The 12,575-nt window shown below is 32.8% G+C and carries 10 protein-coding genes; 5 read left to right on the top strand and 5 right to left on the bottom strand.

What is annotated here, in order from left to right; translation table 11 throughout:
• Nucleotides 1-93: 93 nt before the first annotated feature.
• Nucleotides 94-1,212 carry an alanine dehydrogenase gene (ald, locus tag QE431_RS17545; RefSeq protein ID WP_057116967.1) on the bottom strand — a complete coding sequence of 373 codons (1,119 nt, stop codon included), beginning with the start codon at nucleotides 1,210-1,212 and terminating at the stop codon, nucleotides 94-96.
• Nucleotides 1,213-1,412: 200 nt separating this feature from the next.
• Between ald and QE431_RS17540 the strand changes: the two genes are divergently transcribed.
• Nucleotides 1,413-1,871, top strand: a complete 459-nt coding sequence (locus QE431_RS17540) for an Lrp/AsnC family transcriptional regulator (protein ID WP_053474073.1) — start codon at nucleotides 1,413-1,415, stop codon at nucleotides 1,869-1,871.
• Between the two features lie 59 nt (nucleotides 1,872-1,930).
• On the opposite strand, the gene QE431_RS17535 is transcribed toward QE431_RS17540, so the two are convergent.
• On the bottom strand, nucleotides 1,931-3,379 hold the full coding sequence (locus QE431_RS17535; protein ID WP_307298478.1) for a glyceraldehyde-3-phosphate dehydrogenase: 1,449 nt from the start codon (nucleotides 3,377-3,379) through the stop codon (nucleotides 1,931-1,933).
• Nucleotides 3,380-3,587: 208 nt separating this feature from the next.
• Nucleotides 3,588-4,988 (bottom strand): Do family serine endopeptidase, encoded by a 1,401-nt coding sequence (locus QE431_RS17530; protein ID WP_057116965.1) that lies wholly within the window; start codon nucleotides 4,986-4,988, stop codon nucleotides 3,588-3,590.
• A gap of 159 nt (nucleotides 4,989-5,147) precedes the next feature.
• Between QE431_RS17530 and dapF the strand changes: the two genes are divergently transcribed.
• From dapF to QE431_RS17510, 4 genes are all read left to right on the top strand, one after another.
• The gene (dapF, locus tag QE431_RS17525; RefSeq protein WP_307298476.1) at nucleotides 5,148-5,930 is read left to right on the top strand and encodes a diaminopimelate epimerase; all 783 of its coding nucleotides are present in this window, start codon (nucleotides 5,148-5,150) and stop codon (nucleotides 5,928-5,930) included.
• A gap of 62 nt (nucleotides 5,931-5,992) precedes the next feature.
• Nucleotides 5,993-6,526 carry a GNAT family N-acetyltransferase gene (locus QE431_RS17520; RefSeq protein WP_134139679.1) on the top strand — a complete coding sequence of 178 codons (534 nt, stop codon included), beginning with the start codon at nucleotides 5,993-5,995 and terminating at the stop codon, nucleotides 6,524-6,526.
• Between the two features lie 10 nt (nucleotides 6,527-6,536).
• On the top strand, nucleotides 6,537-7,577 hold the full coding sequence (gene mltG, locus QE431_RS17515; RefSeq protein ID WP_307298471.1) for an endolytic transglycosylase MltG: 1,041 nt from the start codon (nucleotides 6,537-6,539) through the stop codon (nucleotides 7,575-7,577).
• A gap of 479 nt (nucleotides 7,578-8,056) precedes the next feature.
• Entirely contained in the window at nucleotides 8,057-8,695 is a 639-nt protein-coding gene (locus QE431_RS17510) for a hypothetical protein (protein WP_057116961.1), read from the top strand.
• 150 nt (nucleotides 8,696-8,845) lie between these two features.
• Here the strand turns inward: QE431_RS17510 and scpA are convergent, their stop codons facing one another.
• Nucleotides 8,846-10,984: a methylmalonyl-CoA mutase gene (scpA, locus tag QE431_RS17505; protein ID WP_307298468.1), complete on the bottom strand. Its 2,139-nt coding sequence runs from the start codon at nucleotides 10,982-10,984 to the stop codon at nucleotides 8,846-8,848.
• 222 nt (nucleotides 10,985-11,206) lie between these two features.
• Nucleotides 11,207-12,571 carry a methylmalonyl-CoA mutase subunit beta gene (locus QE431_RS17500; protein WP_307298466.1) on the bottom strand — a complete coding sequence of 455 codons (1,365 nt, stop codon included), beginning with the start codon at nucleotides 12,569-12,571 and terminating at the stop codon, nucleotides 11,207-11,209.
• Nucleotides 12,572-12,575 lie beyond the last annotated feature (4 nt).

The following is a 12,575-nucleotide window of genomic DNA, read 5'->3' as shown; positions in this document are numbered from 1 at the left end:
TGAAGACAGGTTTTTTTATGCATAAAAAAAGGCTTTTCAATTAAGAAAAGCCTTTATAATAGTGACTTAGTAAGCACTTATTAAGTATTAGCACTATGCGTTTGCTAATACTATCTCTTCGTTAAAAGGAAGGTTCCAAGCTTCAGCAACTCCTTTGTAAAGGATTTTTCCATTAGCTACATTTAAACCTTTTTTCAATTCTTCATTTTCGTTACAAGCTTTCTCCCATCCTTTGTTTGCTAGTTGTACGGCATATGGTAAAGTTGCATTAGTTAAAGCTAAAGTTGATGTGTAAGGTACAGCACCTGGCATATTAGCTACACAATAGTGAACAATATCATCTATAATAAAAGTTGGATTTTCGTGTGTTGTAGGAGTACAAGTTTCAATACATCCACCTTGATCAACCGCTACGTCAACAACAACGGCTCCTGGACGCATTAATTTTAGCATATCACGAGTAATTAAGTGAGGTGCTTTTGCTCCTGGAATTAAAACCGCTCCAACAACTAAGTCAGCATCTTTAATTGCTCTAGTGATATTATAATGGTTAGACATTTCTGTATTTACATTCGCAGGCATAATATCATCTAATTGACGCAAACGAGGTAAACTTAGATCCATGATAGTAACTTGAGCACCTAAACCTGCAGCCATTTTTGCAGCTTGAGTTCCAACAATTCCTCCGCCTAAAACTAAAACTTTTGCAGGAGGTACACCTGGAACACCACCTAAAAGAATTCCTCTTCCTTTTAATGGTTTTTCAAGATATTTAGCTCCTTGTTGAATTGCCATACGACCTGCAACTTCTGACATTGGTACTAAAAGAGGTAAGCTGCGATCTGTTTTTTCTACAGTTTCGTAGGCTAAACAAACAGCTCCTTTCTCAAGCATAGCATGAGTTAGTTCTTCTGATGAAGCAAAGTGAAAGTAAGTGAAAAGTAATTGATCTTTTTTAATCAAAGGATATTCAGAAGCAATTGGTTCCTTAACTTTGATAATCATTTCTGCAATTGCATAAACTTCTTCAATAGTTGGTAAAACTACAGCACCAGCTTGAGCATATTCATCATCACTAAAACCACTTCCTAAACCAGCAGTAGCTTGAACATAAACTGTATGCCCGTGTTTTTTCATTTCTGATACACCAGCAGGAGTTAAAGCAACTCTGTTTTCGTTGTTTTTTATTTCTTTTGGAACACCTATTATCATTTTGTTATATTTTTTTGTTTTTATTGAAATTGTTTTACAAATCTACAGAGAGAGAAGAAATTATGGCTTAATGATTGTTAAATAAGAAAATATTATTTTATTTTTTACTTTTACAGAAAAATATTCTGTTTTAGGTTCAATTTTATTCTTGAAAAAGAAAAAAAGACTAAAAACTATTAATCTAATAAAACGTTTTCGCTATGGCTTTAGATGAAATTGACAAAAAAATCTTACGTCTTCTTCAAGAAGATGCACATTACACTTTAAAAGACATTGCAAACAAAATAAACTTGTCGCTAACTCCTGTTCATGATAGAGTGAAACGTCTTGAGAAAGATGGTATTATAGAAAAATATGTTACTATTTTAGACAAGAAAAAGTTGGGAAACAACTTAACGGTTTACTGCCAGGTCACACTTACTAAACAGACTTATGATACATCTGAAGGGTTTAATCAATCGATTTTAAATTTACCCGAAGTTGTGGAGTGTAATTATGTTTCTGGAAATTTCGACTATATGCTTAAAATCATTATTCCAGATATGGAAAGTTATCATCATTTCCATCAAAAGAAATTATCTGTTTTGCCTGAAGTTTCTTTGATTAATACTGTTTTTGTAATTTCTGAAGTAAAAAGCACAACAGTTTTGCCAATTTGATTAAAGAAAAAACCACCAAGAAATCTTGATGGCTTTAAAAAATAGTTAGTTTGGTTGAATTAATAATACGTATAACGTCTTACTTTGGCAATATATTTTGCTAAACGAATTACTTGATGGCTGTATCCATATTCGTTATCATACCAAATATATAACACGATATTTTTTCCATCCTTTGATACAATTGTTGCATTGCTGTCATAAATGGATGGAGCAGAAGTTCCAACAATGTCAGATGAAACTAATTCATTATTTAAAGAATATTTAATTTGTTCTACCAATTCTCCCTCAAGAGCATATTTCTTCATTATTTTATTAATGCCAGCAATTGATGTCGCTTTTTTAACTTCTAAATTTAAAACAACCAAAGATCCATTTGGAACAGGAACTCTAATCGCATTTGAAGTTAATTTTCCTTCTAAAGATGGCAAAGCTTTTGCAACGGCACTTCCAGCACCAGTTTCAGTAATTACCATATTTAACGCAGCAGCTCTTCCGCGACGGTATTTTTTGTGCATATTATCAACCAGATTCTGATCATTTGTATAAGCATGAATGGTTTCTAAATGTCCTTTGGTAACACCCAAAGTATCTTCAATAACTTTCAAAACTGGCGTAATGGCGTTAGTTGTACATGAGGCAGCAGAAAAAATATCGACTTCATCAGGATTGTATTCATTTTGATTTACTCCGTAAACAATATTTGGAACACCTTTTCCTGGTGCCGTTAATAAAACTTTTTCAACTCCATTTGATTTTAAATGTCTTTTTAAAGCTTCTTCCGTTGTAAAAGCTCCAGTATTGTCAATTAGTAAAGCATCATTAATTTCGTATTGCGTATAATCAATTTCTTCAGGAGAATTTGCGGTTATGATATGAACTGTAGTTCCGTTGATAATTAGAGAGTTATTTTTTGGATCGGCAATAACAGATCCGTGAAAATCACCATGGATAGAATCATAACGGAGTAAAGAAGCACGTTTCTCTAAACTTGTCGCATCATTTTTATCACGAGTTACAATTGCTCGCAGACGCAGCTGATTTCCTTTCCCGGTTTTAGACATCAATTCTCTTGCTAATAAGCGTCCGATTCTTCCGAAGCCATATAAAACCACATCTTTCGGTTGAATTTCTTTTGATGATTTGGCTTTCTTCAATTTATCCATCACAAAATACCTTGCATCTGGATATTTTTCGTCCTCTAAGCGATATTCGTAGGTTAGTTTTCCAAGATCTATTTTTGCCGGTGGCAGGTCTAAAGATAAAACGACTTTTGCAATTTCTACAGAATCAAATATGGTGATTGGTTTTCCAACAAATTCACCTGCATATTGATGAAGGTTGATGATATCGCTGACATTTTTGTCTAGCAATTGGTTTTTAAATAAAACCATTTCTATCGATTTGTCATACCATAAATCACTTATGATTTTAATTAATTCGACACCAGCTCTTCTTCGGTCGACTTGTAAGGATACCTCTTTTTGGTACAAAGATTTGTTGTTCATAATAGATTAAATTGAAATAATAAAACGCTCACTTATTTTATAATTTGGCGCAAAAGTATCTATTTCAATCGATTTCGTAAACTATTTTAGCATTTATTTTAAAAAATAAAAAAGCCATCTTAAATTTACTAAGATGGCTTTTTTAGTTTTCAGTCTCAGTCATAGTGTTCAGTTGTAAAAACTGTAAACTGGGACTGAGTACTGTGACTTAAATTATAATTCTAAAAATTTCTCCGTTTCTGTTGATCATTTCAATTCGAACACTTTGGCCTTCGTCTTTTTTACTTAAGAGTTTCGAAACTGTTTCAACATTTGTTGCTTTAACATTATCAATGCTTAAAATGATATTGCCTTGTAATTCGTTTTGATACTGCATTAAATTCTCATTTGTAATATTTTTAATCTTAACACCATAATCAATTCTGAATTTTTTCTTGTCTGCAGCATCGATATTTTCTAATTCAATTCCTTTAAACTCGGCGCTGTAAAATTCATTTTTACTTAAAGTTACTGGAACAGTTTTAGTTTTTCCATCTTTAATATACGTTACTTTTACTACATCATTTGGGCGTTTGGTATTAATGTAACCTGATAAATCTGCATATGTAGAAATATTTTGATCATCTAGCTTTACAATAATATCACCTTTGCCTAAGCCTGCTTTTTCTGCGCCAGAATTTTTGGTTACTCTATTAATGTAGAATCCTTGAGTTTCTGTAATACCTAATTCTTTAGATGCGGTACTATTTAGTTCACCACCTTCAACTCCTAAAATTCCTCTTTGCACATTTCCATATTCCATAATATCCTCGATTATTTTTCGAGCGATATTAGAAGGTACAGCAAAAGAATATCCTACATAAGAACCAGTCATTGAGGAAATCATGGTATTAATTCCAATTAGTTCGCCTCTCGCATTAACTAACGCTCCACCGCTATTTCCTGGATTAACTGCCGCATCTGTCTGGATAAATGATTGAATGCCGCTTTGATCTAAATTTCTGGCTTTCGCCGAAACAATACCAGCAGTTACTGTAGAAGTTAAGTTATACGGATTTCCAACTGCCAATACCCATTCTCCAACTTTTACGCTGTCTGAATTTGCGAAAGCGGTGTAAGGAAGTTTTTCATCGGCATTGATTTTCAAAAGTGCTATATCCATTTTTGAATCTGTACCGATTAACTTCGCTTTATATGATTTTTTATTGTTTAAAGTAATTTCGATTTCCGTAGCATCTTTAATAACGTGATTGTTAGTTACAATGTATCCATCTTCGGAAATAATTACACCAGAACCAGTACCAACTTGTTCTTGTTGCTGCTGTCCTCCGTAACCATAGAAAAATTCAAGCATCGGATTACTAACGGTTCTTCTAGAAACATTTTTTACGTGAACAACGGTATGGATAGTTTTGTCTGCGGCTTCGGTAAAATCTACTGTTTCAGCTGCTAAACCAACATTTTTTCCAAATGAATTGGGGGCAAGAGTAACAACAGAATTTCCTTTTCCAAAAAAAGAATTGTTGCTTTCAAATAATAACTTGTAAGCACCAAGAGTAATAGCACCACTTAATAATGACACTAAAAATAAGGCTGAAAATCTTTTCATATTAGAATTTGTAATTAAAGTTATTAGAATTTATGTTCATGTTATTTAACGTAAAATTACTTCAAAAAATTATTTGTAAAAACGGTTTAACTCTCTTTAACAATGATTAACATTTCATTAATTAATAGTTTGTACTTTTGTATTTCTAATGACTAAAAAATGCAAATAGAATTTTATAAATATCAAGGAACCGGGAACGATTTTGTAATGATTGATAATCGTTCAAATTTCTTTCCAAAAGAAGATGTTAAACTTATTGAACGCTTGTGCGACAGACGTTTCGGGATTGGAGCTGATGGATTAATTCTGCTTGAAAATGACTCTGAAACCGATTTTAGAATGGTTTATTATAACTCCGATGGAAATCAAAGCTCCATGTGCGGCAATGGTGGGCGTTGTCTTGTTGCTTTTGCCAATCAGTTGGGAGTAATTGATGACAAAACAACTTTTATTGCCACTGACGGATTACACCATGCTTCTGTTAATGATGATTCTATTGTTTCCTTGCAGATGATTGACGTCAACGAAATACAGAAAAAAGATTCTTATACGTTCTTAAATACTGGATCGCCACATCATGTTCAAATTGTGGATGATTTAGAACATTACAATGTAAAAGAAAATGGAGCAGTAATTCGTTATGGAGAATTATATGGAGAAAAAGGCAGTAATGTCAATTTTGTGAAAAAAGTAGATAACGATACTTTTTCTTTGAGAACATACGAAAGAGGTGTTGAAGATGAAACTCTTGCCTGCGGAACTGGTGCAACGGCCGTAGCAATTGCTATGAATGCAATTGGAGAAACAGATAAAACCTCAATAAACTTAAATGTTGAAGGAGGAAAACTTGTCGTTTCTTTTGATAAAGAAAATGATGGTTACATAAATGTTTTCTTAACCGGACCTGCGAAATTTGTTTTTAAAGGAACAATTGAGATCTAATGTTAAATTCCAATATTTTAAGTTCCAAATTCCAATTGACATTCTAAAATCTAAAATTGTAAATGATAACATTAAAAGGAGATTCGATTTATTTGCGTGCACTTGAGCCTCAAGATTTAGAGTTCATCTATTCGATAGAAAATGATGAGAATATCTGGGAAGTTAGCAATACGCAAACTCCTTACAGCCGTTTTTTGATTAAACAATATTTAGAAAATGCCCATCAAGATATTTATGAAGCAAAACAACTTCGTTTGGCAATCTGTCAGGATGAAGATTTTCCTGCTGTTGGATTAATTGATTTATTTGATTTTGATCCTAGAAATAATAGGGCAGGAATTGGGATTGTTATTCAGAAAGAAGAAAATCAAGGAATAAATATTGGTTCTGAGGCTCTAGAACTTTTAATAAAATATTCTTTTTATAATTTAAACCTCCATCAATTGTATGCAAATATTGGTGTACAAAATGTAGCTAGTCTTGCACTTTTTACTAAATTTGGTTTTAAGAAAATCGGAATAAAGAAAGATTGGATCTTGTATCATAACCACTATCAAGATGAAGCAATTTTTCAATTAATTAATAAACAAATTTAAATTTTAAGCTTTGACTCTAAAAAAAATTATCACAATAAGTGCCGTAGCCGTAATTTCAGTCTTAATGATTTATGGTTTTATTTTAATCAGTAAAATTTTTAGTTCTAATACTAAGTTTGAAGAAAAAGAATTATATGTATATGTGCCTACAGATGCAACTTATGCTGATGTAAAAAAGATATTATCGCCTTACATCAAAAATTTCGACAATTTTGAAATGGTTGCCGAAAAGAGAGATTATCCAGAAAATGTAAAATCTGGACGTTTTCTTTTAAAGAAAGACATGAATAACATCGATCTAGTTCGTGCAATGCGTTCTAATATTCCAGTGAAATTGGTTTTTAATAATCAAGAACGTTTAGAGAATTTTGCCGGAAGAATTGGTTCAGAAATAGAAGCAGACAGTTTATCATTATTAAAAGCCATAAAAGATTCTACTTTCTTAGCAGCAAATGGTTTTAATGAAGATAATGTTTTTGCCATGTTTATTCCAAATACTTATGAAATCTATTGGAATACTTCTGCAGAGAAGTTTCGTGATAAAATGATTAAGGAATACAATAATTTCTGGACAGCAGAAAGAATTGAAAAAGCAAAAAAACAAGGTTTAACTCCTGTTCAAGCTACTATTTTGGCATCAATTGTTCATAAAGAATCAGTTAAAAAGGATGAAAGACCGCGTATAGCTGGTGTTTATTTAAATCGTCTTCGTTTAGAAATGCCATTACAGGCAGATCCAACTGTTATTTATGCATTGAAATTAAGAGACAATAATTTTGATCAAGTTATTAAAAGAGTTTTTTATAACGATTTGATTATGAGATCACCATATAATACATATGTGAATAAAGGACTTCCTCCAGGACCAATCGCTATGCCTGATATTACAGCGTTAGAAGCAGTTTTAAATCCAGAGAAAAACGACTATATTTATTTCTGTGCAAGTGTAGAACGTTTCGGATATCATGAATTTGCGGCAACATTGGCAGAACATAATGTAAACGCAAAGAAATATTCTGACTGGATCGCTAGTCAGGGCGTAACAAGATAATTTACTTTTTTAGATTATTCAAAACCGAAGTAATTTTACTTCGGTTTTTTTGTTTCTAATTTTTAGTTGAAAAGTGATTTCGATCTTAAAAATATCAAATTATTATTTTGAGTATTTTTTTGTTCTGCTTCATAAAAAAATAAACATTTTTTAATGGGAAATTTTATAAAATTCAAAAAGTAGTTTTCAAAATTTGGATAAGAACTAGTAAATAATTATAATCTATTTCTTTCTTTTTAGCCTTTTTTACTTAAAATTAATATAAAATTTGATTTTTTTTGAGCCTAAAATTCAATTTTTGAAGGAAAAAAATCACTCGATAAAACTTTTGGAATCCATTATTATAACTGGGACGAAAGCAATTTTGAGTTTTTTGATAAAAATGTTAAAACGTTGATTTATAGCATATTTTTAAAATGCCTTATCTTTGCACCGTAGAAATTTCAAGAGGGTGACAGCGTTTTGAAGAAAAACAATTTATGATAAAGAAATGGTATTTTTATGCGAGTTTAGTCGTTATTATTACATTTTTAAGCTTGGGATTTATTCCCTCTAACCACGAAACCAAACCTTGGTTTTCAATTGAAAAAACAGATGGATCAGAATATATTTTTCCATCTAAAGAAAAGGATGATTATCCAAACACCAACGTCCCATACACAGGAAATCATCTAATAGGTTTTAAAGAAGCAGTTGCTTTTAAAGAATCTCAAGGGAAATACAGATTAGTAAATTCTCTTGGTTACATGGGTAAATATCAATTTGGTTCTAAAGCTTTAAGAGCAATCGGGATTAATGATAATAAAGCCTTTTTAAAAGATCCTGCCCTACAAGAAAAAGCTTTCATGGCTTTATTGGCCAAAAACAAATGGATTTTACGCAATGAAATCGAAAAGTATGAAGGCAAAATCATCAGCGGTATTGAAATTACCGAATCTGGAATTTTAGCTGCAGCCCATTTAGGAGGTGCAGGTTCTGTAAAGAATTTTTTCAAAAACAAAGGAAGCAGACATTTTAGAGATGCTTTCGGAACTTCTTTGAAAAGTTATATGAGAGATTTTGCAGGTTACGATCTTTCTTTTATAGAAGCAGATAGTAACGCAACAGTTAACGACTAAATTAAAAGAGGTTGTTTCATAATTTTGAAACAACCTCTTTTTCTGTTTTTATCTCTTCAATCAGCCTTAAGTAATACTATAAATCTTAAGATTTTTTTTATCCACATTCCTAATAATTGAAAACCGAGACTGAGACTGAGAATAAAAAACTTACTCAATCAAGGCTTCCAAGATTTTAATAGCAGCTTCACTGATTTTAGTTCCTGGACCAAACACGGCAGCAGCTCCGGCATCAAACAAAAATTGATAGTCTTGAGACGGAATAACACCACCTACAATTACCATAATATCATCACGGCCATGTTTTTTTAATTCTTGGATAACCTGCGGGACCAATGTTTTATGACCGGCTGCAAGTGAAGAAACTCCTAAGATATGGACATCATTTTCTACAGCTTGTTTCGCTGCTTCAGCTGGAGTTTGAAATAACGGACCAATATCAACGTCAAAACCAACATCGGCATAACCTGTTGCGACTACTTTTGCACCTCGGTCGTGGCCGTCCTGACCCATTTTTGCAATCATAATTCTTGGGCGTCTTCCTTCTTGTTTAGCAAAAACATCAGCTAATTGTTTTGCCCGCTCAAAATTCTCGTCATTTTTTATTGCTGCACTATACACACCACTAAAAGATTTGATTTGTGCTTTAAAACGACCAAAAACAGTTTCCAATGCATTACTAATTTCGCCTAGTGTTGCTCTGTTTCTGGCGGCTTCAATTGCATTTTCTAATAAGTTTCCTTGTCCTGTTTGTGCACAAAGGATTAGTTTTTCTAATGAATTATTTACTTTTTCTGTATTCCTTGTTCTTTTTATTTCTTCTAAACGTTCGATCTGCTGTTTGCGAACCAATTGATTATCAACATCCAAAATATCTAATGGATCTTCTTTTTCCAATCGATATTTGTTAACGCCGACAATAATATCCTGTCCGCTGTCGATACGCGCTTGTTTTCTCGCGGCAGCTTCTTCGATTCTAAGTTTTGGAATTCCGGCTTCAATTGCCTTAGTCATGCCGCCTAACTCTTCAACTTCTTCAATTAATTTCCAAGTTTTTTCTGTGATGTTATTGGTTAAACTTTCGACATAATAACTTCCAGCCCACGGATCAACTGTTTTAGTAATCTTAGTTTCCTCCTGAAGAAAAATTTGCGTGTTACGAGCAATTCTTGCGGAGAAATCTGTTGGAAGGGCAATTGCCTCATCTAAAGCATTCGTATGAAGTGACTGTGTGCCTCCAAAAACGGCTGCAGCAGCTTCAATACAAGTTCTAGCAACATTATTAAACGGATCTTGTTCTGTTAAACTCCAGCCGCTAGTTTGACAGTGTGTTCGCAAAGCCAAAGATTTATCACTTTTCGGATTAAACTGCTTTAGTAATTTTGCCCAGATCATACGTCCAGCCCTCATTTTGGCAATTTCCATAAAATGATTCATCCCGATTGCCCAAAAGAAAGATAGCCTCGGAGCAAATTCATCAATTGTCATTCCTGTTGATAATCCTGTTCGAATGTATTCTAAACCATCTGCTAAAGTATAAGCCAATTCAATATCCGCAGTGGCTCCAGCTTCCTGCATGTGATAACCAGAAATTGAGATAGAATTGAATTTTGGCATTTTTTTGCTAGTAAATTCAAAAATATCAGCAATTATTTTCATCGAAGGAGCAGGAGGATAGATGTAGGTGTTTCGTACCATAAACTCTTTCAAAATATCATTTTGGATAGTACCTGCTAATTTTTCTGGGGTAACACCTTGTTCTTCGGCAGCGACAATATAAAAGGCCATAATAGGTAAAACAGCTCCATTCATCGTCATTGATACCGACATTTCATCAAGTGGAATCTGGTCAAAAAGCACTTTCATATCTTCGACAGAATCTATTGCAACGCCGGCTTTTCCAACGTCACCCACAACTCTTTCATGGTCAGAATCGTACCCGCGGTGTGTAGGTAAATCAAAAGCTATTGAAAGTCCTTTTTGACCCGCAGCTAAATTCTTTCTGTAAAAAGCGTTGCTTTCTTCCGCAGTAGAAAATCCAGCATATTGACGTATCGTCCACGGGCGTCGTACATACATTGTTGCATATGGACCGCGTAAATTAGGTGCAAAACCAGCTCCGAAATCAAGAAATTCTAAATCTTCTATATCCTTTTCAGAATAAGTTTTTTTAATCTCAATTCCCTCTGCAGTTGTGAAGTATTGTTCTAAGTCTTCTGGGTTTTGCGTTGGTTCGCTTAACTCTTCACTTTTAACTTCCAGCTTTATATGTTTAAGGTCTTTTCTCATTTTATATTGAATGACTACTGAAGATTTTTAAGAGCATTAATCATATTATTCATTATCATGTAATATGGTAAATAATAAAAAAGTATAGCTAATAACATGGTTGTAATTGCTATGAAAATCTTTTTATAGTTTTTATATGTGATTCCGATTGTCAAATAGATTAAACAAGTAACTATCATAATTAATGATAATATCCAAAAGATAACAAAATAAATTCCCATCTTATTCTTGTTCTAATCGTTCCTGTTCCATTTTTTCTGAAAGTCTTTTTTCGATTATGGGCGTAATTAATGTTTTTCTGGGTTTGATTTTGACAAAAGGAAACAGTTCTAAATCATGCTTCATTCTGTCTTCTTTGTTCGGATATTTATTTGTTCCTAAAAGAATTTCCTTTTTAGAATCAAATAATTCCTGCTCTTTATTGGCGCTTTCCTGAATTTTCTTTTTGATTGTTCCATCATTTAAAAGCTTCAAGAAACCTCCATTAGCTTCAATATCTTTAAACAAGGCTAAAGCTTTTTCGGCGAGCTGCATTGTTAAACTTTCGATATAATAACTTCCATCAGCTGGATTATTTACTTTGTCAAAATAGCTTTCGTGTTTTAAAATCAAAAGCTGGTTTCTGGCGATGCGGTCTCCAAATTCATTGTCTTTATGATACAAGGCATCGTATGGCAAATTAGCAATTGCATCTGCACCTCCTAAAATTGCCGACATGCATTCTGTTGTTGTACGAAGCATGTTAACATTATAATCGTAAATCGTTTTATTTCGTTTTGTCGGCGTTACCAAAAAATGGCATTTTATTTTAGAATTGTATTCTTTTGCTATTATATCGAAAAGCATTCTAAGTGCGCGAAGTTTTGCAATTTCGAAGAAATAATTGGTTCCAACAGAGATTTGAAAAACAATTGGTTTCGTTAATTCAGAAAAACGATTCAGGTATTCGTTAGCATGCGCTAGACTGTATGCAATCTGCTGGGTAATATTTGCACCCGAATTTTGATATAAACCTAAATCTACGCTTAAGAGATTTAAGTTGGTTGTATTTTTAAATAGTAAATCTAAAGTTTCAAAATTATTTTTCTCTGAAGTTGTAAACCAATTTCCGTCGCGTGCTAATTGTCCAATAGGATCAAAATTGCAATAAAAATAAGCCTTTTTTTGGATTGAAATTGTATCTAATTTTTTAACGAAATCGATTGAGATAAAATTGAAATTAAAGTAAACGATTTTGTTTTCTAAAGGAAGATTCTCTAGTAATTTTTGAATATCAATTTTGTCATTTTCTATAGTAAAACGAAGACTCTCTGCACCTCTTTGTAATGTGTTTAAAGCTCGTTCGATAGATTTATCGACATCATAAACAAAGATATTCTGGCAGATTTTAAAATCTGATGCCTGAGTATTTACATTAGCTGCTTTGGTGAATTCATCGTTGTGATAGAAAGGTTTTACCTGAATATCCTCGGGCGAATTCCAAATAACAGTTTGATTATAATCGGCTCCATCTAATTCAAACTGAATTTTTTGTTTCCATTGTTTGGATGAAATCGGATTAAAATCGTCGAATAGGTTAGTGGCCATTTTA

Source organism: Flavobacterium sp. SORGH_AS_0622 (assembly GCF_030818825.1).
Taxonomy (GTDB): domain Bacteria; phylum Bacteroidota; class Bacteroidia; order Flavobacteriales; family Flavobacteriaceae; genus Flavobacterium.
The sequence above is the reverse complement of the archived record's forward strand: the minus strand, read 5'-3'. Positions and strand labels throughout refer to the sequence as shown.

What these genes read in the sequence shown, in the direction of transcription:
- QE431_RS17530 (WP_057116965.1), bottom strand. Translation starts at nt 4,988, where the DNA reads ATGAAAAGATTTTCAGCCTTATTTTTAGTGTCATTATTAAGTGGTGCT.
- QE431_RS17535 (WP_307298478.1), bottom strand. Translation starts at nt 3,379, where the DNA reads ATGAACAACAAATCTTTGTACCAAAAAGAGGTATCCTTACAAGTCGAC.
- QE431_RS17520 (WP_134139679.1), top strand. Translation starts at nt 5,993, where the DNA reads ATGATAACATTAAAAGGAGATTCGATTTATTTGCGTGCACTTGAGCCT.
- QE431_RS17510 (WP_057116961.1), top strand. Translation starts at nt 8,057, where the DNA reads ATGATAAAGAAATGGTATTTTTATGCGAGTTTAGTCGTTATTATTACA.
- QE431_RS17500 (WP_307298466.1), bottom strand. Translation starts at nt 12,571, where the DNA reads ATGGCCACTAACCTATTCGACGATTTTAATCCGATTTCATCCAAACAA.
- scpA (WP_307298468.1), bottom strand. Translation starts at nt 10,984, where the DNA reads ATGAGAAAAGACCTTAAACATATAAAGCTGGAAGTTAAAAGTGAAGAG.
- QE431_RS17540 (WP_053474073.1), top strand. Translation starts at nt 1,413, where the DNA reads ATGGCTTTAGATGAAATTGACAAAAAAATCTTACGTCTTCTTCAAGAA.
- ald (WP_057116967.1), bottom strand. Translation starts at nt 1,212, where the DNA reads ATGATAATAGGTGTTCCAAAAGAAATAAAAAACAACGAAAACAGAGTT.
- dapF (WP_307298476.1), top strand. Translation starts at nt 5,148, where the DNA reads ATGCAAATAGAATTTTATAAATATCAAGGAACCGGGAACGATTTTGTA.